This window comes from Clostridium sp. CTA-6 (genome assembly GCF_054768115.1).
The window spans coordinates 64,945-87,975 of the sequence record NZ_BAAAAU010000009.1; the positions used below are offsets into that span (position 1 = coordinate 64,945).

Here is a 23,031-nt window from a genome sequence, read left to right on the forward strand (position 1 = left end):
TATATATTATTATTCCTCTGTTTTTAATACTGCCATAAATGCTTCCTGTGGTACTTCTACAGATCCCACTTGTCTCATTCTTTTCTTTCCTTCTTTTTGTTTTTCTAAAAGTTTTCTTTTTCTTGAGATATCTCCACCATAACATTTTGCAAGAACGTCTTTTCTCATAGCTTTTATTGTTTCTCTAGCTATTATTTTAGCTCCTACTGCTGCTTGTATTGGTATTTCAAACATTTGCCTTGGTATTATTTCCTTTAGTTTTTGGGCCATATTTCTTCCCTTAGCATAGGCTCTTTCTCTTGGCACTATCATAGATAAAGCGTCTACAATATCCGCATTTAATAATATATCTAGTTTAACAAGATCCGCATCTTTATATCCTATTAATTCATAGTCAAAGGAGGCATAACCTCTTGTCCTTGATTTTAAAGCATCGAAAAAGTCATAAATTATTTCATTTAAAGGGATCTCGTAATTTAAAGATACTCTAGTAGTATCTAAATATTGCATATCTTTAAATATTCCTCTTCTGTTTTGAGCTAAATCCATAACTGCACCAACGTAATCTGATGGTGTTATTATAGATGACTTAACTATAGGTTCCTCCATAAGCTTTATTTCTGAAGGACTTGGCATATTAGTTGGATTTGTTAACTCTATTAAAGTTCCATCCGTTTTTGTTATTTTATATATAACAGATGGCGCTGTGGTTATAATATCTAAATTAAATTCTCTTTCTAATCTTTCTTGTATTATATCCATATGTAAAAGACCTAAAAATCCACATCTAAATCCAAAACCTAAGGCTATAGAAGTTTCTGGTTCAAAAGACAATGCTGCATCATTTACTTGAAGCTTTTCTAAGGCTTCTTTTAATTCTTCATATTTGGCTCCATCTACTGGGTATATCCCACTGAATACCATTGGCACTGCAGGTCTATATCCTGATAACGCTTCATTAGCAGGTCTCTTAGCCTCTGTTATAGTATCTCCTACTCTGGCATCTCTAACATTTTTAATTGATGCAGTTACATATCCAACATCTCCTGCTTTTAATTCATCTACGGGCATATAGTTTGGTACAAAAACTCCTACCTCTACTACTTCATAAACCTTTCCTGTATTCATAAGTTTTATTTCTGTACCCTCTTTTATTGTGCCCTCTTTTACTCTTATATGACAAACTACACCTTTATAACTATCATAGTATGAATCAAATATAAGAGCCTTTAAAGGGGCTTTTTCATCTCCTTCTGGTGCTGGTACTTTTTCTACTATAGCTTCTAGTGCATCTTTTATGTTTAATCCTGTTTTAGCTGAAACTAAAGGTGCATCTTCCGCTTCTATACCTATTACATCTTCTATTTCATGTTTTACTTCTTCTGGTCTAGCACTTGGCAAATCTATTTTGTTTATTACCGGAACTATTTCCAAATCATTATCTAAGGCTAAATAACAATTAGCTAATGTTTGAGCTTGTATGCCTTGTGTAGCATCTACTACTAGTATAGCTCCCTCACAGGCTGCTAGACTTCTAGAAACTTCGTAGTTAAAATCTACATGTCCTGGAGTATCTATTAGATTAAGTGTATATTCTTCCCCAGTATCCCTTTTATAAATTAATCTTACAGCTTGAGACTTTATAGTTATTCCTCTTTCTTTCTCTAAATCCATATTATCCAATACTTGAGTATCCATTTCTCTTTCTGTAAGTGTTCCTGTTGCTTCTATCAATCTATCTGCTAATGTAGATTTTCCATGATCTATGTGTGCTACTATTGAAAAATTTCTTATATATTTTTGTCTTTCACTTTGCATTATATCTTTACCCCCAAATAACATATAGGTTTTTAATAACAAACTTTCAACTCGAAAATTGTAAAAATAATCACTGTAAATTATAACATAAAACTCCGGTGATATGTCAACTAAAAGGGAAAATCTCTACTTCTTTATTATTATTTTACACCTCTTCCATTAAAAACTCCTAGCACTTCCTCTTTTATTTTATAAAACACATTACCTATTTTATTTAAACTGTGACTTTTATTAATATTGTTAACAAAATTACTTGTAGAATTTTTCATATTATTGAAGGTTTTATAGGTTTTATCTCCTATATCATTTAAAATTTTTTCATTTATATAAACTGTATAGTTTTCAGTTCTAAATCTAATATCCAAAGGCCTTTTAGTAAAATAAATAGCTACCTTTGACCTATCCTTTACAAATTTAGGCATAGTATTGCTTACCATAAAAAATCCACTTGCAGCTATTAAAAAACTTAATAATATAACTGTCTTATATTTGTTCCAATTTAATTTAAATTTTCTTTTCTTTTTTATTATTTCCATAAAAAAAGTACACCCCTTTTTTATTCTTACTATAAGGATGTACTATTTTTTCTATATTTATTCAATTTTGTTATTTATTTAAACATTCTGCAATAATTCTAGCTAAATATTTTGCTGAAGCTTTTGACTCCCCTGTAGTGTTTATATCTGCACCTACTTCTATTAAAACTGCATTGTTACTTTTATCTTGATTAAAATATCTTGTGCCATAGTTATAATAATATATCCCCTTACAAAATCCCGGAAATAATTTATTGGAAGTATTCATTATATTTGTAGCCATATTATTATTTTTATTAAAGTGAGGATTCTTTTTTGCCATTACCATCATAAATTTTGCTACATTTTCTCCATTTAATTTTGTTACAAAAGCCTTTTTATTACTCCCAGCATCTCTATGTAGGTCTATTATAAGTTTAAAATCACCATGTTGTTTTAGCTGCTTATCCACTGTAACTGATGATCTTGCATAACTTTGTGTATAGGCCTGAGCGTCATGTACAGTTTTATCATGTAATGTATTTATACCATAATTGTCCATAAGCTCTTTTGCCAGTTCCTGTCCTACTGCACAAACATTTTTATCATTATCAAAATTACTTGCTTCTCCAGGCTTGTAACTTTCTGTAGTATGAGTATGATATATTAGCACCTCTGGTTTTTTAGGATTTAATTTCTTTTTTAATTTGGGTTCTTGAACATTTACTACTTTATTTTCCAAATTCAAATCTTCTTTTCCATCTTTCATTTCTTCTGCTTTATATTTTGATACTTCTTTTTCTTCTAATTTAAAAGGGTCTAATGCCATACTTTTATCCTTCGTATCTTCTTTTGAAGAATTAAGGCATAAAACAGGCATTTCTTTTTCTACTAAAGATATAGGATTATGTATATTTAATCCTATCATCTGAAGTACAAGATTTTTAAAACTGAACTTATTTTCTGCCATATCTTCTTCATTAAAGGAAATAGCCTTTACTGTAGGCATAGCATAGTTTAATATTTGGACATAAAACATATTTCTCTTATTAAAATTAACTTTTGACTTTGCTTTTGCCACACAGGGCACTGTTCCTACAAAAAAAATTAATATCATGAATATAATTATCCATGTTTTCCCATGACTTTGATTTGTTTTTGGCTTTATACTTTTGTAATTCATTTTTCCTCCCCCTATTCTGCTTATATATAATTTTATGAGAGAAAAAACTGTTTTATTACTATATTTATAAAATAATTTTTGGAATCATTTTGCTTTTAACCTCTTAGTTAAAAACAATTTAAATCATTCAGCTTTTTAGTTATTTAAAATATTTATTTGTTTATTATATTCTTTAATTTAAATACTTATTTATTTCTTCTAATTGAAAGGCTGGTTGCAAAGCCATATTTATCCCATTTCCTATTATTTTAGATAATGATTCTATAAGCATATCTTCCTCTTTTGGAGTAACTATAAGATTACCTAATCTAGGATCTAAAACCTCTTTTATCATGCCTAGTTTATCTTCTGTATCTACAGACTTTAGCATTTCATAAAATTTTCCACCCTTTTCAGAGTTGTTAATCATATCTTCTAGCACCATATCAATAGTATCATTTGCGAGTGTTGCTGCATCTACTACAGTAGGTACCCCTACGGCTATAACTGGAACTCCTAAAGTTTTTTCACTAAGCTCCATTCTTTTATTTCCAACCCCTGCTCCTGGAGAAATTCCTGTGGTTCCTATTTGTATTGTATTATTAACCCTATCTGTTTTTCTTGAAGCTAAAGCATCTATGCATATTACTAAATTAGGCTTTATTTTTTGTACTATCCCTTTTATAACTTCACTAGTTTCTAAACCAGTAATCCCCAAAACCCCTGGTGATATAGCACAAACTGGTCTTACATTTTCATCTATCTGATTTGGTACTAATTCTTTTAGATGTCTTGTAACCATTATTTTAGACACTACTTTAGGGCCTAGAGCATCTGCAGTAACATTCCAATTACCTAACCCTACTACTAAAGCTGTCATGCTTTTATCTATTTTTACAATCTTTTTTAAAACTTTTCCTAAAATTTCACTAACCTTTTCTAAAGTTTCACTATCATAATGGGCAAACTCCGGTACATTTAAAGTTATGTAAGAACCTTTTGGTTTTTTCATAGCTAATTCTCCATTATTATTTATTATTTTAACCTCTGTTATATCTACATCTTCCTCTTTATATTCAAATACCTGAACCCCATCGATTTTACTTTTATTTTCCTGTTCATATATCTCCTTAGCTTCTATTGCTAGATCTGTTCTTATATTAAACATATTTACATCCTCCTAAATTTCTTTAAAAAATATATTTCTTCTAAATATATTTTTTACTGATTCTTTATAATTATTCTTTTATAATAAAATCCTCTTGAAGTGTATGATAATTAATGTTATAATATCATTTGTTAAATCTTAATGATTATTACATACGCAGATTTCCCCAAAACTGCTAAAACCCTATAAAAACACGAGGGGGTGAAAAAATGGCAAATATAAAATCAGCTAAGAAAAGAATAAAAGTTATAGAAACTAAAACTCTTAGAAATAAGATGTTAAAATCTTCATTAAAAACAACAATAAAGAACTTCTTAACTGTTGTTGAAGGTAAAAACGTTGAAGAAGCAAAAGTTGCTTACAAAACAGCTGCTAGAGCTTTAGATATGTCTGTTTCAAAAGGAATAATCCACAAAAACAAAGCTGCTAGAACAAAATCTAGATTAGCTGCAAAATTAAATGCATTAAACGCTTAAAATAAATAACCCGTATTTAACGGGTTTATTTATTTTAAGCACATATAGAATTTATTATTAGTAATTCTACTTCTGTTTGCGTATTAACAGAGGTAGTTTTTATTTTTTTATCTGTCTCTATAACTAATTCTATGGACTTCTCTATTTGTTTTAAAGTAAACTTTTTACTTTGGCTCATTAATACACTACATCCATAAGGATGAATTTTTAACTCTTTTGCTAACTCTTCTTTAGTTTTGCCTTCTTCCATACCTATCTTTACAAAATATAAATTTCTAAATTGCTTTTCTATCATAACTAGTATATGATTTATTTTTTGTCCTTTGTACATTAACTCATTTAAAATTTCTATAGCCTTTCTTGGTTTTTTTTCAGATATAAAATTTATTAAATCAAAGATATCTTCATCTTTGATACTTTCATACATTTCTTTTATATGTTTTTTCTCTATTTCTTCATACATTGCATAAGTACATAATTTTTCAACTTCATTTTCTATGTAACTTAAATTTTCATTTTCGATAGTTTGTATAAAAGCCTTTAACGGTATTTTAGCTATTTTTTTCCCTCTATCATTAAAGAATTTTTCTACTCTTTTTTCTAAGTTTGCTCCTTTAATTTTATCAATAGTAATTATACAGGCTTTATTATCTAATTTTTTTATTCTGTAACTAACCTTATCTCTTTTATTAGTCATAATATAATACATAATAAAAATACAATGGGATGGAATATTTTTTATATAATTGTCTATATCTTTATATAATTTTTTAGTTTTATTATCACCTTTGTTATCATCTAAAAAATCTGATCTATAAATTAAAACTACTTTCTTCTCACTCATAAAAGGCAATGTTTCACAGGCATTAAACACTGTATCAAATTCTTCTAATTGTGATCCATCAAATTGAACATAATTTAAATCTTTAAAATCATTATTTACGTTACTATCTATTATTTTTTTTATATTTTCTTTTATCAATTGTTCATGATGTCCACAAAAAATATAACAATTATTATTTATATATTTCTTTGTATTTTGTTCAAACTCTAGTATATCTAACAAAATGTTCACTCCTTATTTAACATTTCCTTTATTTTAAACATAAAATTTTATTAAAAACTACTATATATCTTTTATTTAAAATATCTGTATAATTTTTTTCTTTTAAATTTATTATAACATAGTTATTTTTAGGACTTTTTAATCTAATAGGCTTTTCTGTAAAAATTATATTTTTGTTTTTATTTTTTAATAAAATATTTACATTACTATATTCTTCCTTATTTTCTATTGACCTTTCATTATAACAATTAGGTTCTTTTTCACCACTTAAAATATAGATTTTTAAATTTTTATCTAAATTTATCTTTGTATTATTTTTTATATTTGTAACTACTTTATCTGGTTTTACCTGATGTTTTATTTTTAATATGTTTTTACTTGCATTACTTTCATAATCACAAAGCATGATAGTATCAAACTTATATCTTACAACTGTAATATTATAATCTTTTTCTCTATAAAAATCTATACTTGGAAAAAAAGTATAGTTGAATAAAATCAAAAGCATTATACAACTTAATGGCATATATTCTACATTTTTATAACCATGCTTGTATAATACATAACTCATATATATAACCACAAAACATATCCCCTCAAATTCTCCTATATAAATACAATCCGGAGTTATATTAGAGAGTAAATAGTGAGCTCCTTCTACCATCATCAAAAATATATATATAATTTTATTTATAATCTTAAATAAAAAAGGTATTTTTATTAAAATCATTGCTAAATTTCCTAATAATACTATAGGAGCATAAAGAGGTACTAATATTAAATTTCCTATTATAAAACCTAACCCAAAGCTTTTAATGGTAAAACACATAAAGGGGAAAGTATATATTTGAGAACTTAACGTAAGACTTACACAGGAATTAATTCTCTGTGGCAATTTATAAAGAATCCTAGATATCTTTTTATTATACAATAATATACCTAAGGTAGATAAAAAAGATAACATAAAACCTATATCCAATATGTAATGTGGTTTATTTAATAGTATTATTATAGCTGCTAAACTTATAGAAGATAAACTATCATACTTTCTAAAAAAATTTTTAGAAAGCTTTAATATTATAATCATTATAAAAGCTCTTATAGCTGATGCTTTCATACCTGTTAATATTACATATAAAAAAGACACTGGTATAGCTAAGGTAAGGCCTAATACCTTCTCTAGGAGCTTATATATTATTACCATATGAAAACCAGATACACTAACTGCATGTATAACCCCTAATTTCTTTAATATGTCTTTATCAGTATTAGATATATATTTAGTTTCTCCAAAGCATAAAGACATTACCATTGCAGTTTTATTTTCTCCTAAATGTTCTTTAAATTTATTATAGGCTATAGACTTAAAATTATATATATTATATATTATATCTTCTTCTTTTCCTTTTACTTTTTTTACTTTAAAACTCCCTACAGATCCACCGCTATATCTAATATCTTTTGTAAATTCACCCTCTATTGTAGTTTTTAATCCTTCTTTTAAATCTTTAGTCTTTCCTATTATAAAAATATTTCTTCCTTTATATTCTCCAAAACAATAGTATTTTTCTTTTTTTACAATCCTAACTTTAATATTATCTGGAACATCTATAGTGAAATAACTATAAAAACTAAACATAGCCAAAATAAAAAATAATAAAATTATAATAAAATTTTTGCTATCCTCGTTTATAAAAATAATTATTAAAAAAGATGCAGTAAACACTGCACCTAATAATATATTATTAAATAATAACAAGGTAGAAATACATCCTAAAAAAACCGAAATAGCATAATAACTTAATGGTCTTTCCATAAACTATCTCCTTAACTTTGAAGTTTTGCTAATATTTGAACACTTTTTGTGTATTCATTATATTCTATATCCATAACTTCAGCATCTTTTTTATTTCCTCTGTTAATAAAATAGTCTTTAACTATGTTATCTGCTGACTTTTTATCTAATCTATCATAATATGAAAAATATTGTTCTGAAGGTATATCTAAAAATACTGTATTGCTTCCTTTTACAACTGTTTCAAAAATATTATAACTCATGAAACATTTCACCTCCATATTATTATTTTAACCATCCTAAGATTCTTTAATCATTGATATTGGTGGTTAATATATATTTAAATTCTATTATTGTTATTAATATGTTATGAAAGTTTTTTTCCTGAGTTATTAAATAATATTGTAATAAACCATATAACTATTATACCTAAAAATATTTTTAAGTATTGGAAATTAAAAATTTTAAATAAAATACTATAATCCAATATAGCACTTATAATTATAGGAAAAAATATATTTATAATTACAAGCATATTAGAAACTTTATTTTTAAATACAATCTTTTTGCTAAATATATATATACTAGTGCTTGATAATAAATTTAATATAAAAAATGAACTTATCCCAGCTGTTTCTTTAGAGTATGAATAACAAAACTTATAATTTAAAAACGAAATAGTTGCTATTATTAAAGCTGTAAAAATTATTCTCCATTTATTTGGTTTAATTAAATCTTGCTTTTCTTTTATATTGTCTATAGAATAATCTTCTTCTTTATACTGAAACATAAGAGCTAAAGATGATATTAATATGGTTATAGAATTAATCCAAAGTATATAAAATTTTAATTCTGAAATAGAATAAAAATTATTAATTATTGTAGAAAATAAAAATGTAGATAAAAGTACTGTTATTATATACATTATAGTATTTTTTGAAGCCTGCAAAATCTTTCTACAATCCACTATACTCATTAGTAAATTTTTCAAACTCCAATCTTTTAATACTATATCTGAAAATTTCTGAAGTAAACTACTACTGGAATCTGTTATACCTACATCTGCTGATTTTAGCGATGGTAAATCATTAACCTTAGCGCCTTCCATAACAGTTACATAACCTTTACCTTTGTAATTATTAACTATTTTTATTTTATGTTTATAATTTACTCTTGAAAAAATCTTTATTTTATCTATATTATCTTTAATTTCCTCTTCTTTCATATTATCCATTTCTACACCAGATATAACTTGATTTACTTTTCTTAATATACCTAATTTTATTCCAGTATAATAAGCTGTAAGTTTATTATCTTCTGTAATTATTATAGGATATACGCAAAGATATCTAGATAAATTTATAGCTTCTTCCCAATTATCTTTTAAAGGGTTATCAAAGCCTATAATACCTGCAAAAACTAAGTTACTCTCTACGTTTTCTTTGGAACTTGGTTCATAATTAAAACTTCTATAGGCAAGTCCTAAAACAGATAAACTGTCTTTGGACATTTCCATATCAGCCATTTTTATATTATTTATATCTTCTTCACTAATTTCCATTTCTATGCCATTTTTCATTATATGAGTGCATTTACTTAGTATACTTTCTAATGACCCTTTTATATTTGCTCTGTAATTTCCATCTACTTTATTAATTGTGGTCATGATTCTTTTATCTGTATCATAAGGTATTTGAAATACTCTATTATTTTCTTCTTCTAAAGAGTTTTTATTTATACCATTTCTCATGGCAAACTCCGTTAAAGCTATTTCTGCATAGTCACTTTTAATATTTTTTATTTCTCCTATTTTAAAATCTGTATCATTACATAAAATCCCTATTTGTAAAAGCCTTGTTACATTTAGATCCTCTTTAAATTCTCTATCTATTTTTATGGTTTCCTCGTTTAAAGGAATAAATTTACCATTAGTATATATTTTTTTTACTGACATTGTTTTTTCTGATAATGCTCCAGTTTTATTTATAAACACTATAGATGCCTTAGCAAATTTCTCTATTACAGATATATTTTTAAAAACTATGCCTTCTTTTTTCATTTTTTTAATTATAATAAATGAACTAAATATAATAATTAAAATAAGTGTAATTGGGATATATGAAAGTATTAATATGGAACTATTTCTTATTATAATCTGTAAATCATTACCCATTACATAGTTTATAGAAGATACTAGAATAGTTAATATTAAAAATATTAAGGATATCTTATTTGCTATCTTTGTTATTTTATTTTTTAAAGAAAATTTTTCTTCCCCATCCTCTGAGGATTTACTTATTATATTAAAAGCTTCCGTATTTTCACCTACAGCTATTATTATTCCTAATGCTTCACCAGAAACTATAGTTGAAGATTTAAATAATATGTTTCTCATTTCTGAAGTGGTTATTTCCTTATCCTCTACTTTAGTAGAATATTTTTCTACAGCATAGTTTTCTCCAGTAATTACAGCCTCATTTACTCTTAACCTTTCAGTTTCTATTATCCTTATATCTGCTGGCACTATATCTCCTGGTTTCAGTCTAACTATATCTCCTACCACCAATTCAGTGGAACTTATATTTTTACTTAGACTACCCCTTAACACTCTAGAATCAGTTACACTTAATTTTTCTAAAGTATTTATATTTTTAAGCTCCTTTGATTCTATATAAACTATAGAAACTAAATTCATTAAAGCTATAAGAATTAATATAGAGAAACAAATAATTTCCTTAGATATAAAGAATAAGATAGAACATAAAATTATATTTATAAACCATAATTGTGTTATTTCTTTTAGTATAAGATAAAATATATTCCTCTTTTTACCAAAATGAAATTCATTAACACCATATTTTTTTCTATGTAAATCTATTTGGCTCTCTAAAAGTCCTGAATAAGAATCACTATTTAAGTGTTTCACTACATCTACCCATGTATAATTATAAAAATTGGTCAAGGTTCTCTACCTCCAAGCTACAAACTACATACTTTTGCTAATTCTATTGTCGTATATATTAATTAAGTCTTTATATAATATTAATTAACTCCTTATATACTTTAATTATATCCTATTTAACTATTTTACCATAGCTTCTTCTTATATTTTATATACTTATAGTATAACTTTGGTTACTACTATAAAATAAAATCAGATACAAAATATATCTACCACATATATAAAACCTCCTATATAGCATTATAGGAGGTTTTATAAAATTTGTTTCTAATTGCAATTTTTATTTTGCATAACTAAACTTATTAATTTAAATTACAAGGGAGCTTTGCAATTCTACTTTCATCTTCGGAAATTAAGTATAAACTAAATTTATTTAAATTTTCTATTTCTGAAGTTGGTATAGAAAATTCAACTTCTTGTTTTCCATTAATCTCCTTTACTCTACAATCTAGTATCCTATTTGAAATATCAGCATAAGCATAAGATAACTTTTCTCCTTCTATAGGAATAGAGAAACTCATCAAATTAGTATCTGATTTTTTAAAAGTATTATCTTTTATATATGCAAACTTACTTTCTGGAAGATTAGAATAATATTTAAATTCCTTATTGTAAGTTGTATTCTTCATTTCTTCTACAGGGAAATAGTAATCTGAATGAGTATATTCTGTAGACTCAAATAAAACTATATCTGGATTAAAAACATTTATATAATAATCATAGTCAATTACATTATGATAATTATGTATTCTAATTACTTCTGAAAAATTTTCTGTAAGAAACTTATCTCTTCCTTGAAAATAACTTCCAGCAAAAATAAGTATCTTAGGAGCATCTTTATTATTAGGATTTTTATAATTAGCAAAATATGTGAATTGTTTAGATTGCTTAATCTCATTTCTGAAATCAGTAATAGATAAAGAATTGTTCTTTTTTAAATTATAGTGTGTAGTTTTTTCATTTATGTCGAAATGTGAAACCGGAAGGGTTGTATTAGTATACTCTATAGGCCCAAATTTATTAATATCAAACTTATCTACTCTTGAGTCTAAATCGTTTAATCTGTCTAATATAGATGAAATTCCAATAATAGCTCCAGTTTCATTCCAATGATTGGCATCATATTTTTTATCAAAAACTTGTTTAGAACTCTTAGCATCCATTAAAGCTTCTCCAGTATATATATAATTAACATTTTTATCTTTAAGAAGACTTAAAAAACACTCTAGATTTCCATTGTTATAATTATATCCCTGTGGTAAAAATTCTGAGTATATTGTTGTTTTACTAGGTTCGGTAGCATATAAAAATTTTATTTCTCTATCTATACAGTAATTTTGAAAATTTAATATAAAATTAGAATAAACTTCTTGAAACTCTCTATCTGTTTCATTTTCTTTTAATTTTGCAAAAATATATCCATCTTTTCCATATTGATAACTTGGATGTATCATTTCATCAAATAATATATCCATAGCTTTAGTATATATATTAACCATTTGAGTTCTAAATCCTATACGGTCTCCTATGTAATTCTCTATATTGGGGATAATATTCCCTTCTGAAAATATTTCTGAAAGCTCAATAAGTTTCCTATTATCTATATCTGAAACTTGATTGTTTTTTAAATTCATACTAAATATAGGAAATGCAATTATAAACAGAAATAAAATTATTCTAAAAAAATGTATTTTTTTCATATACTAACACCTCCTTTAAAATTGAAAGTAAATAAATGGACTATATGTGGAATTAACTATAAATATTATTGTAATAATTAATAAAATTCCAATAAATATTGTTTTTCCTATTTGAAATATTTTTTTGTTTTGATGTGATTTCAATGTATTACCGATTACAGGAGTGCATCCTACAATTGACATAAGCATCCAAAATACTATTTTTTTATTAACAAAGTAACTAAATTGGAATGTAACTGTTGTAGCTCTATTTATTCCGAACATTATTGATAAATAATTTATTGCGTCCATCAGGCCATTAGCTCTAAATAACACCCATCCTAATATAACAATAAGCATAGTAATTGTTGTTTTTATAAAACAGGGGATTTTTATATACCATCTTTTTTTATTTATAATTTTTTCAATAATTATAAATACACCATTCCATATTCCCCATGCAATAAAATTCCATGAAGCTCCATGCCACAATCCTGTAACTAAAAAAACAATAAACAAATTTAAATATGTATTACCCTTTCTGTTTCCTCCCAATGGTATGTAAAGATATTCTTTAAACCAAGTAGATAAAGATATATGCCATCTTCTCCAAAATTCGGTTATAGATTTTGATATATATGGATAATTGAAGTTTTCCATAAATTTAAAACCAAACAAATACCCTAACCCAATAGCCATATCTGAATACCCTGAAAAATCAAAGTATATTTGAAAAGTATAGCAAATAGCTCCCAACCATGCAGTAGGCTGATCAATTCCTACATTTGAAAGTGAAAATATTGTGTCAGCTATCCCAGCTACAGTGTCAGCAATAATTACTTTTTTTGATAATCCTATAACAAATCTTTCAATACCATAACTAAAATATTCCATAGTTTCTTTTCTTTTTCTTATTTGATTATCTATATCCTTATATTTAACTATAGGACCCGCTATTAATTGAGGGAAAAATGATATATATAATGCAACAGAAAAAATATTTTTATTAACCCTTGCATCTTTTCTATATATATCAATTATGTATGACATACCTTGAAATGTAAAAAACGAAATGCCTATAGGTAATGCAATTTCCTTATATGGGAATGTGGCATTGGAAATTCTATTAATATTTCCTATTGCAAAATCATAATATTTATAGTAAAAAAGTAAAACTAAATTTAAAATTATACCTATTAACAAAAAAAATTTTTTAAATCTTTTTTTATCTTTAAGCTTGTCTATAATTAATCCAAAAATATAATTTATAAAAATAGAACTACAAAGAACTGGTAAATATTTCATCCCTCCCCATGAATAAAATATTAGACTTGCAAAGAGGGAAATACAATTTTTTAAAATATTATTTGAAAGAATATTTCCTAATGTATAGTAAATAATTAAAGTTAATGGTAAAAATATAAAAATAAATATTTGAGAACTAAATACCATATTATTCCTCCTTGTACTAGAATATATAACTTTTTAATATGAATTGCCCTTGGTTATTATAGCATTTATAATTTTTTTTTTATATTTCAAGCAAATATTTAATATAAAGTTTATACAAATTTCATTTTGACCATATTTATGAATACAAAATAATCCAAACACTGTATAACTATTGGTATTATTAGCTTATACCCAATTCATATTTTAGTAACAAATCATATGAATTGCTGCAAATATTTATAGCAAAAAGAACCTTATTTATTAAGGTTCTCTTTTAAGATAAAGAAATCTATTATTTAAATTTTATATACTCACTAAATTGATCTATATTGATTTCTTTTAAAATAAAAATGCTTTGAAATAAGATATACTTACTTCAAAGCATTTTTTGGCGGGAATATGTGGGAATCGAACCCACCCATCGTGGTCTTAGCACGACAACTCGGTTTTGAAGACCGGCAGGCACACCAGCACCTATCTACTCCCATATTTTTAAGACCGAATACTATTATATATAAACTTTTCGTTAAAGTCAACATATATAATTAAAATTCCACATACTTCTACTTATTATACAATATTTTTGTTGTTTTTTTACTAATATCAAATATAAATAAAAATGCTCTTCTTTCTAAATATAAGTAAACTACGGCTTAACAGCCTTTAGAGGTTGAAAATTAAAACAAGAAATACTTTTAGTCAATAGATAGCTATAAAAATAAATAATACTAATATTTGTGTTTGTGCCCTAATATTTAAGCTAACGCTCTAATGCCACGTCCTGTAGAGCTAGAGCTAAGTAAACGTCCTATTTACTTTACACTCAAATATTAGTTGCCAAATAAAGTATTCTGATTATTTCTCTAGATATCTATTTTCTCTAAAAGTATCTTTTGTTTTAATACCTTTAAAGGCCGTTATAATAATTTTCTACTGAAAGAAAACTCTACAAAAGGATGATTTTGTTCCACTCTTCTACACAAAATCTTTAATATAATATTTATGCTAAGTTAGTTATTAAATTTAAAGATTATAAAATCCATTTTAAATTTAATATATAAATAACTTCAGAAAAATCGATAACACAGTCGTAGACTTTCTATAATAATTAGTATTTAATTTTAATCAGGCATCCAAAATCTCTGATTTTGATATGGCTGCTTACTGATGAGAAGAATTAAGCAAGAGTTTCATTGCTTGCTCAAAAATAATCGGCGTAGCCAGAAGTCTTTTAGTTAAGCATTTATGATGATTTTTCATATAGTGTAAGATTAAAAAATATTCTTCATTAAAGAATTCCAATTAAAAATAATATATTTATATAACGACCTCATTAAGTTTATATAAAATAAAACTTAACGAGATTATTGCCTTTATCATATTAAATTTGTTTGCTAACGCAAATAGATTTGAGTGTAAATTTAATTTATATAAATATTATAAAAAATATAGTCCTTTGACATGCTATGCATCAATTTTCTAACGAAAATTTTTTGAGATCCTTAATGAAAAGAATATAAACAACTAAAAATTTTTAATATACTTATAAAGATATAAAAATCTTAAAAATAAGAATATAATTGTGGATTTTACATAACAGAGTGGAGTAAAATCTTCCTTTGGTACATCCCGTTCCATAGGAAATTATCTTTAAAAAGTTATGCTATCTTCAGCCTATTAAAAAGAGGGATATGTGGCGTAAAAGACATTCGAAAAAGCTTAGAGATTCTTAGTTGTTTTTTTAAAATATATTAGGTAAAAACTGATTGTTTGAGCGTTCAGCGAGTTTCAGTTTTTACCAATATATTTTATGAAAAAACAAATTAGAATCTCTTAGCGAATTGAGTTATCTTTCTAGACACATATCCCTTTTTAATAGGCTGTAGATAAACTTACTTTTAAGTCACAACTTCCTTAATATAAGACTCTTTCGTCCCCATTTCTCTTTGTAAATTTTATTCCGTCAAAATGTTCTAATATAGCTAAAGAATACTTTCTACTAGTATCCATCGTATCTCTAAACTGGGCTACTGTTATTTTTCCATTATCCTCTATATATTTCTTCACCTTTTCCTTGGCTTCATTATAATCTGATGTTAAAAGTATACAGTCTTCATTTACTTTAAATAAAGTTCCCTCTTCTAGTATAGCTTCATAAACTCTTTTAAATTCTATTGCATTTTGTTCCCGGGAAATAAGTTCTTCATATTTAGGTGGACTGTATTTTCCTTTTTTATATTTAGCTATTATTCTATCATAAATAGACTTTTGTTCTTTGTTAAACTCCACATTAAAATTGTGCTCAGAAATATATTTCCCATGAATTTTTATTAGTTCTTTATTCTCTAAAAGTTCTAAAAGTTTATCATATGTCTTTTGTTTTATATCCTTACCTAAAACCCTTATTCTTAGCTCTTCCTTAGATACTCCCCATTTAAGAGGATTTTTTTCGTGAAACTCTTTTAATATAGATGTCATTTCTTTTACTTTTTTATCTATATAATTTATATGGGTATATACCCTTTTATCTCCATTACTAAAAAATACTACCTTTTGTAACTTTATTAGTTCTTCTATTTCATCTGATATGTTTTCTTCATTTTTCCCTAATGCTTTTAATATTTCATCCTCATTTGGGAATTTAGAGCTTAATTTTTCTATAATTTTTTCTATTATATTAGAAGTATCTCCACTTTCTTTTAGTTTTAATTCTTCTATATATTTTTCATTAAATCGTTTTGCCTTCTTAGGTAATGGATCTATTATGGAACCTCCTGCTATAGTTACCATTGGAGAATAAGATCTTATAACATATCTATCATTTCTCTGGCAAGTTATAGGCTTTTCTAATCTTAATTGAACATATCCTTCTTCCCCTGGATTTAAGCACTCTTTGTCTAATATAACAACTCTGCATATTATTTCACTAGTTCCATTATATAATCTAACTCTTTGTCTATTTTCTAGTGGCTTTGATGCACTTTTTAAATAATATAGCTTGCAATCTATCATCATGGATGGTTCCATTAGCTTTTCTATAGATATTATATCTCCTCTATCTACCTCGGTCTTTTTTATATTAGATAAATTTATTGCACATCTCTGTCCTGCCTCTGCTATTTTAGTTGGTTCATCATGGACTTGAATTCCTCTAACCTTTGTAACAACCTTTGAAGGGTAAATCTGAACAGTTTGTCCTTCTTTTATAGAACCACTAATTACTGTACCTGTTACTACAGTTCCAAAGCCTGTTATAGAAAAAACCCTATCTACAGGTAATCTAAAGTGCCCCTGTACATCCTTTGTTTCTATATGTTCTGTCATGTTATCTATAGCTTTTATTAATTCACCTATTCCTTCTTTAGTCTTTGAAGATACTGGATATATATCTGCATTTTCTAAAAAAGTATCCTTTAGTTCTTCTCTTAAATCTTCTTTGACCATGTCTAACCACTCTGGATCCACCATGTCTGTTTTTGTAAGAACAATTATACCTTTATTAACATTAAGTAATTGCAATATTTCTAAGTGCTCCTTAGTTTGAGGCATAATACCTTCATCTGCAGCAATAACCATAAGAACTACATCTATACCACTTACTCCGGCTAGCATGTTCTTAACAAATTTTTCATGTCCAGGTACATCTACAATTCCTGCCCTTTTCCCTGATGGTAAATCAAAAAATGTAAAACCTAAATTAATAGATATACCTCTATCTTTTTCTTCTCTAAGAGTATCTGTTTCTCTTCCTGTTAACGCTTTTATTAAAGTGGTTTTACCATGATCTATATGCCCAGCTGTTCCTATTATTACGTTCTTCATAAACATCACCATTTTCAATTATTTTAATAATTTTTTAAATTCTTCTACTATTATATTAAAATCTCTCTCAAATAAAGTTCTTACGTCTAATATTACTTCATCTTTGCTTACTCTAACTATTATAGGATTTTTGCTTAATCTTAATTTTTCTTCTATCTTTTCTGCTGTTATTTTATCGCTATTTACTTTTACTACATAGGTAGGTATTTTTTCCCCTGGCATTGAACCTCCACCTACCATAGAAAGCTCTTCTGATACTTTAAAATTAAAATCTTTAACATTATTTTGAAGTCTTCTTTTTAATCTTTGAGCTCTCTTTTTATGGATTTCTTTAGAGCTTAAAATCATGTTTAATGTTGGAATATTTTCTATAGCTTCCTTTTCGTCTATATAGTATTTTAAGGTTCCTTCTAAGGCTGCCAAAGTCATTTTATCTATTCTTAAGGCTCTAGTTAATTGATTCTTTTTCATTTTATCTATGTATTTCTTTTTACCTACTATTATGCCTGCTTGTGGTCCTCCTAACATTTTATCTCCACTAAAGGTTACCACATCTACTCCTTTTTCAAGGCTGCTTTGAACAGTCGGTTCATAAGTAAAACCATATTTAGAAAAATCAACTAAGGTACCACTACCTATGTCCTCCATTACAGGTAACTTATATTTTTCACCTAATTGTACCATTTCTTCTGAAGATACCTCTTCTGTAAAGCCCATTATCTTGAAATTTGAAGTATGGACTTTAAGTAAAACCCCTGTATTTTCATTTATATTATTTTCATAATCATATAAATGAGTTCTATTTGTAGTACCCACTTCAACTAAATGAGCTCTACTAAACGTCATTACGTCTGGTACCCTAAAGGAACCTCCTATCTCTACTAATTGACCTCTTGATACTATAGCTTCCTTTTCCTCACAAAGAGTATTTAAAGCTAACATAACTGCTGCTGCATTATTATTAACTACCATTGCAGCTTCAGCACCTGTAACTTTCTTAATAAGTTCTTCTACATGACTATATCTTGACCCTCGTTTTCCTTCTTTTAAATCGTATTCTAAATTACTATAGTTTTCTGACACTTTTACCACATTTTCTATAGCCTCTTTAGCTAATAAGGATCTTCCTAAATTAGTATGTATTACCACACCTGTAGCATTAATAACTTTTTTAAATTTAGTACTTTTATTCTCTTCTAAAATATCCTCGAAATAATTTATAACATTTTCCTTAGTAAAATTTTCTATGGCACTTTTTAAAATTTCATTTCTATAGTAATCTATGGATTGCCTAATACTATCTACTACTAAGGCTCTAGAATTGCTTTGCAAATACTTATTAACAATCTCTTCTTTTAAAAGTTCATCTATTTTGGGTAGATTACGTAATAATTGTTTTTTATCCATGCCCCATTCTCCATTTCTTAATCGTATTATATATTCAGTACTTATCATTATAAATAGTATAATATTTTATTCAACTATAATATATTTATCTTGTTTCTTTATAACTTCTCCTACAATAGAAGATTTTAACTCTAATTTATTTAATTCTTCCATAATTTTTTCTGACTCTTCTTTTGAACAGGAAATCAATAGTCCACCCGAAGTTTGAGGATCAAATAATATATCCTGCATAAATACAGGAACATCTTTAAACTCAAAATTTCCTTCAATATGATCTCTATTAGCGTAAGCTCCTGCTGGAACTAATCCAAATTCAGCATATTCCTCTGCTTCCTTTATATATGCTATCTTCTCATGGTTAAATTTTAAAGTAACATTTGATGCACTAGCCATCTCATACGCATGCCCTAGAAAACCAAAACCAGTAATATCCGTACAAGCACTTACATTATATTTAGCTATTATTTCTCCTGCATATTTATTTAAAGTGCTCATAGATTTCACTGCTTCATCTCTTGCTTCTTTAGATGCTATATCTCCTTTTATTGCAGTATTTATAATACCTATTCCCAAAGGCTTTGTAGTAATTAAAACTTCCCCTTCTCTACATCCATAATTTTTTAAAACTTTATCTGGATGTACAGTACCTGTTACTGACAAACCATATTTAGGCTCATTATCATCAACAGTATGTCCTCCTATTACTACAGCTCCTGCTTCCATAACTTTATCCGCTCCACCTTTTAATATTTCCCCTAAAACTTCTATAGGTAAACAGGAGGGAAAACAAACTATATTTAGCGCTACTACTGGTTTACCTCCCATAGCATAAACATCACTTAAAGAGTTAGCTGCAGCTATTTGGCCAAACATGTATGGATCATCTACTATAGGTGTAAAAAAATCTAATGTTTGTATTATAGCTGTATCATCATTTATTTTATATACGGCTGCATCATCTGCAGTTTCTATTCCTACTATTAAATTTTCACTTTCCATTTTAGGCAATTTTGAAAGTATTTTTGAGAGCACTCCCGGTGCTATCTTAGCCGCTCATCCTGATGTTCTGGAAAGCTCTGTAAGCCTTATCTCTTTTTTTTCTATAGAACAAGCTTCCCCTTCTTTAATATTTATATTATTTGACATTTTAAGCACCTCTCTTTTTAAAAACCCAACTACATTAAAAAATAATAAATTATTCAATACTCATTATATATTATTTTGTAAAAATTTAAAAGAAATATAACGAATACTACCTTATTTCAGCTTTTTCTTTTATTTTTTCTATAGTCTTATCTCCTATTCTTCCTATAGCTTTTAAATCTTCAAAATTTTTAAAAGTTCCCTGTTTTTCTCTATAATCTAGTATCTTTTGCGCAGTTACATCTCCTATGCCTGATATGGTTTTTAGTTCTTCCTTAGATGCAGTATTCAAATCTACTTTTCCCTCTGCACTAATTCCAGAATTAGTTGGTGCTGTGCTATTATTTGCCCCTCCATTATTTTCTCCTTTTTTTTCTATATAAATATAATCCTCATCTTTAAGCTTTTTTGCTAAATTTAATTTACCTTTATCTGCATTATTAGTATATCCACCTGAAATTTTTATAAGTTCTTCTACTCTGCTGTTCTCATTGAGCTTATATACACCTGGATTCTTAACTTCCCCATTTACATAAACAGTTATCTCTTTTTCTGATTTTGAATTTTCCTTTTCTGTACTTTTAACATTTTCTACAAATATTTCTTCTTCATTTATATTAGTTTTTTCTGGTTTTGACAGTACATATCCTATTACTGTAAAGACTGCCAAAATAAAAACTATTATTATAGATCCTATTATCTTCTTTTTATCTTTCATATGCTTATCACTCCATAATATGATTATTTATATTACACTTTGTAAAATATTATATATGTTTAAATTTTCTTTTTCTGTACTTTTAACATTTCATATAAATATTTCTTCTTCATTTATATTAGCTTTTTCTGGTTTTGATAATACATATCCTATTACTGTAAAATATAAATTTTACAACTATGAAACAAGTAATAAAAGTTTTAGAAACTTCCCTTTGTTAAAATTACTTACGAAATTGACTGCTAAAATGAAAACTATTACTATAGATCCTATTATCTTCTTCTTATCTTTCATATGCTTATTACTCCATAATATGATTATTTATATTACACTTTGTCAAATATTATAATGTGTCTAAATAGGATATAATCCTTTAATTATTCTAATTATTGACATATTTATAATTTTAATTCGCATATTAACGGTTTTTTTGATATAATAAAAATTATTATTATGTAGAAACAGGAGGTTTACTTAATATAATGAAGCCCATTTTTTATAAAATATTATGTTCCATTTTATTATTATCCTTATTTTTTCCCAATGTAGCTCTAGCAAAGGATTCTAAACAAAACTTAAAAATAGCTGCTGATGGTGTTGTATTAATGGATTCAAAAACCGGTAAAATAATTTATTCGAAAAATCCAGATAAACCATATCCTCCAGCTTCCACTACAAAAATAATGACTGCTCTTTTAACTTTAGAAAGAGGTAACTTAGATGACATCGTCACTATAGGTCGTAAGCCCCCTTTGGCAGACGGAAGCAAAATATACATATTGGAAGGCGAAAAAATTAAAGTAAGAGATCTATTATATGGGCTTTTACTAGCTTCAGCTAACGATTGTGCTGAAGCATTAGCTGAATATCTCAGTGGATCTTTGGATAATTTCTCAAAAGATATGAATAAACGAGCTAAAGAATTAGGCTGTACGAGTACTAATTTTGTAAATCCTAGTGGATTATATAATGATAAGCATAGAACTTCTGCTAGAGATTTAGCTATTATTATGAATGAGCTAGTTAAACAACCTGAATATAGTAAAATAGCCACAACTCTTTCTTACAATATTCCACCTACAAACAAATCAAAAGAAAAGAGACCTTTGTGGAATGAAAATAGACTAATACAAAAACATTCAAATTTTTATTATAAAGGTTGTGAAGGCGGGAAAACAGGATATACTGTTCAATCAGATCATTCTTATGTAGCTAGTGTTAACAAAAATAATCATAGACTTATAGTAGCTCTTGTTCATGATAAAGAAAAAAATTTTTTTGATGATGCAGTAAAACTATTTAACTACGGATTTAATAATTTTACATTAAATCTTTTATACTCTAAAGACTCTTATGTAACTACTTATACAAATGACAACTTAAAAGTTCCGTTATATGCCTCAGAAGACTTTTATTATTTAAAACCCAAAGATGATAATACAACTCCTGATTTAAGATTAGAAAATACGAATTTAAAAAATCTTAAATTTAAAAAAGGCGATGTAGTTTTAAGTGCTAATTTAAGTCGAGGTTCTAATAGTGTAGGGAGTTTAACTTTAAAAAGTGGTGTAGATCATGAATCGGTTAACTTATTCAAGAATAATGTTATTACTAAACATTTAAATACCAAAAACATAATTTTAATATGCTTAGCATCCCTTTGTATAATATTTTTGATATTTAAAATCACAAAAAAAAATTCAAAGTCCAAAAAAAACAATAATAAATACTACTTTTAATACAAAAGCTATGAAATATAGATTTAATAACATCTTAATTTCATAGCTTTTATTTTTTATGTTTTTATCGTAACTGTTCAAAATTTTTGCAGAAGCTATTCTCACATAG

The 23,031-nt window shown here is 26.5% G+C and carries 16 protein-coding genes, 1 tRNA gene and 1 pseudogene; 2 read left to right on the forward strand and 16 right to left on the reverse strand.

What is annotated here, in order from left to right:
• Window positions 1–9: 9 nt before the first annotated feature.
• From lepA to gpr, 4 genes are all read right to left on the reverse strand, one after another.
• Window positions 10–1,818: a translation elongation factor 4 gene (lepA, locus tag ACYUDJ_RS14610; RefSeq protein WP_043032239.1), complete on the reverse strand. Its 1,809-nt coding sequence runs from the start codon at window positions 1,816–1,818 to the stop codon at window positions 10–12.
• Between the two features lie 140 nt (window positions 1,819–1,958).
• A complete protein-coding gene (locus tag ACYUDJ_RS14615; protein ID WP_003483958.1) occupies window positions 1,959–2,354 on the reverse strand; it encodes a hypothetical protein in 396 nt (131 codons plus the stop codon).
• Between the two features lie 70 nt (window positions 2,355–2,424).
• On the reverse strand, window positions 2,425–3,516 hold the full coding sequence (locus tag ACYUDJ_RS14620; protein ID WP_003483957.1) for a stage II sporulation protein P: 1,092 nt from the start codon (window positions 3,514–3,516) through the stop codon (window positions 2,425–2,427).
• Window positions 3,517–3,688: 172 nt separating this feature from the next.
• Entirely contained in the window at window positions 3,689–4,663 is a 975-nt protein-coding gene (gene gpr, locus ACYUDJ_RS14625) for a GPR endopeptidase (protein WP_043032240.1), read from the reverse strand.
• A gap of 209 nt (window positions 4,664–4,872) precedes the next feature.
• Between gpr and rpsT the strand changes: the two genes are divergently transcribed.
• Complete coding sequence (rpsT, locus tag ACYUDJ_RS14630; RefSeq protein WP_003483955.1) at window positions 4,873–5,139, forward strand: 30S ribosomal protein S20; 267 nt, start codon at window positions 4,873–4,875, stop codon at window positions 5,137–5,139.
• A gap of 34 nt (window positions 5,140–5,173) precedes the next feature.
• Here the strand turns inward: rpsT and holA are convergent, their stop codons facing one another.
• From holA to ACYUDJ_RS14690, 12 genes and pseudogenes are all read right to left on the reverse strand, one after another.
• Complete coding sequence (holA, locus tag ACYUDJ_RS14635; protein ID WP_003483954.1) at window positions 5,174–6,205, reverse strand: DNA polymerase III subunit delta; 1,032 nt, start codon at window positions 6,203–6,205, stop codon at window positions 5,174–5,176.
• A gap of 28 nt (window positions 6,206–6,233) precedes the next feature.
• The gene (locus ACYUDJ_RS14640) at window positions 6,234–8,021 is read right to left on the reverse strand and encodes a ComEC/Rec2 family competence protein (RefSeq protein ID WP_003483953.1); all 1,788 of its coding nucleotides are present in this window, start codon (window positions 8,019–8,021) and stop codon (window positions 6,234–6,236) included.
• 11 nt (window positions 8,022–8,032) lie between these two features.
• Window positions 8,033–8,263, reverse strand: a complete 231-nt coding sequence (locus ACYUDJ_RS14645) for a hypothetical protein (RefSeq protein ID WP_030036445.1) — start codon at window positions 8,261–8,263, stop codon at window positions 8,033–8,035.
• 104 nt (window positions 8,264–8,367) lie between these two features.
• Window positions 8,368–10,962 carry a P-type ATPase gene (locus tag ACYUDJ_RS14650; protein WP_003483951.1) on the reverse strand — a complete coding sequence of 865 codons (2,595 nt, stop codon included), beginning with the start codon at window positions 10,960–10,962 and terminating at the stop codon, window positions 8,368–8,370.
• Between the two features lie 302 nt (window positions 10,963–11,264).
• On the reverse strand, window positions 11,265–12,662 hold the full coding sequence (locus ACYUDJ_RS14655; protein ID WP_003483950.1) for a hypothetical protein: 1,398 nt from the start codon (window positions 12,660–12,662) through the stop codon (window positions 11,265–11,267).
• Window positions 12,663–12,677: 15 nt separating this feature from the next.
• Window positions 12,678–13,946: an MBOAT family O-acyltransferase gene (locus tag ACYUDJ_RS14660; protein ID WP_242867258.1), complete on the reverse strand. Its 1,269-nt coding sequence runs from the start codon at window positions 13,944–13,946 to the stop codon at window positions 12,678–12,680.
• A gap of 536 nt (window positions 13,947–14,482) precedes the next feature.
• A tRNA-Sec gene (locus ACYUDJ_RS14665) sits at window positions 14,483–14,579 on the reverse strand.
• Between the two features lie 1,428 nt (window positions 14,580–16,007).
• Entirely contained in the window at window positions 16,008–17,915 is a 1,908-nt protein-coding gene (selB, locus tag ACYUDJ_RS14670; protein WP_042384390.1) for a selenocysteine-specific translation elongation factor, read from the reverse strand.
• A gap of 18 nt (window positions 17,916–17,933) precedes the next feature.
• Complete coding sequence (selA, locus tag ACYUDJ_RS14675) at window positions 17,934–19,322, reverse strand: L-seryl-tRNA(Sec) selenium transferase (RefSeq protein WP_043032242.1); 1,389 nt, start codon at window positions 19,320–19,322, stop codon at window positions 17,934–17,936.
• Window positions 19,323–19,388: 66 nt separating this feature from the next.
• On the reverse strand, window positions 19,389–20,468 hold the full coding sequence (selD, locus tag ACYUDJ_RS14680) for a selenide, water dikinase SelD (RefSeq protein WP_093481300.1): 1,080 nt from the start codon (window positions 20,466–20,468) through the stop codon (window positions 19,389–19,391).
• A gap of 106 nt (window positions 20,469–20,574) precedes the next feature.
• Window positions 20,575–21,183 carry a helix-hairpin-helix domain-containing protein gene (locus tag ACYUDJ_RS14685; protein ID WP_043032243.1) on the reverse strand — a complete coding sequence of 203 codons (609 nt, stop codon included), beginning with the start codon at window positions 21,181–21,183 and terminating at the stop codon, window positions 20,575–20,577.
• A gap of 93 nt (window positions 21,184–21,276) precedes the next feature.
• Window positions 21,277–21,477, reverse strand: a pseudogene (locus tag ACYUDJ_RS14690) (hypothetical protein); the annotation flags it as partial.
• 188 nt (window positions 21,478–21,665) lie between these two features.
• Here ACYUDJ_RS14690 and ACYUDJ_RS14695 point away from each other — a divergent pair.
• Window positions 21,666–22,922, forward strand: coding sequence for a D-alanyl-D-alanine carboxypeptidase family protein (locus tag ACYUDJ_RS14695; RefSeq protein ID WP_003483937.1), 1,257 nt, complete (start codon window positions 21,666–21,668; stop codon window positions 22,920–22,922).
• The last annotated feature ends 109 nt before the right edge of the window (window positions 22,923–23,031 follow it).

Bases quoted from the DNA above. Each gene is read 5' to 3' on its own strand.
- lepA (WP_043032239.1), bottom strand. From the start codon at position 1,818: ATGCAAAGTGAAAGACAAAAATATATAAGAAATTTTTCAATAGTAGCA.
- ACYUDJ_RS14615 (WP_003483958.1), bottom strand. From the start codon at position 2,354: ATGGAAATAATAAAAAAGAAAAGAAAATTTAAATTAAATTGGAACAAA.
- ACYUDJ_RS14620 (WP_003483957.1), bottom strand. From the start codon at position 3,516: ATGAATTACAAAAGTATAAAGCCAAAAACAAATCAAAGTCATGGGAAA.
- gpr (WP_043032240.1), bottom strand. From the start codon at position 4,663: ATGTTTAATATAAGAACAGATCTAGCAATAGAAGCTAAGGAGATATAT.
- rpsT (WP_003483955.1), top strand. From the start codon at position 4,873: ATGGCAAATATAAAATCAGCTAAGAAAAGAATAAAAGTTATAGAAACT.
- ACYUDJ_RS14640 (WP_003483953.1), bottom strand. From the start codon at position 8,021: ATGGAAAGACCATTAAGTTATTATGCTATTTCGGTTTTTTTAGGATGT.
- ACYUDJ_RS14645 (WP_030036445.1), bottom strand. From the start codon at position 8,263: ATGAGTTATAATATTTTTGAAACAGTTGTAAAAGGAAGCAATACAGTA.
- ACYUDJ_RS14655 (WP_003483950.1), bottom strand. From the start codon at position 12,662: ATGAAAAAAATACATTTTTTTAGAATAATTTTATTTCTGTTTATAATT.
- ACYUDJ_RS14660 (WP_242867258.1), bottom strand. From the start codon at position 13,946: ATGAAATATTTACCAGTTCTTTGTAGTTCTATTTTTATAAATTATATT.
- selB (WP_042384390.1), bottom strand. From the start codon at position 17,915: ATGAAGAACGTAATAATAGGAACAGCTGGGCATATAGATCATGGTAAA.
- selA (WP_043032242.1), bottom strand. From the start codon at position 19,322: ATGGATAAAAAACAATTATTACGTAATCTACCCAAAATAGATGAACTT.
- ACYUDJ_RS14685 (WP_043032243.1), bottom strand. From the start codon at position 21,183: ATGAAAGATAAAAAGAAGATAATAGGATCTATAATAATAGTTTTTATT.
- ACYUDJ_RS14695 (WP_003483937.1), top strand. From the start codon at position 21,666: ATGAAGCCCATTTTTTATAAAATATTATGTTCCATTTTATTATTATCC.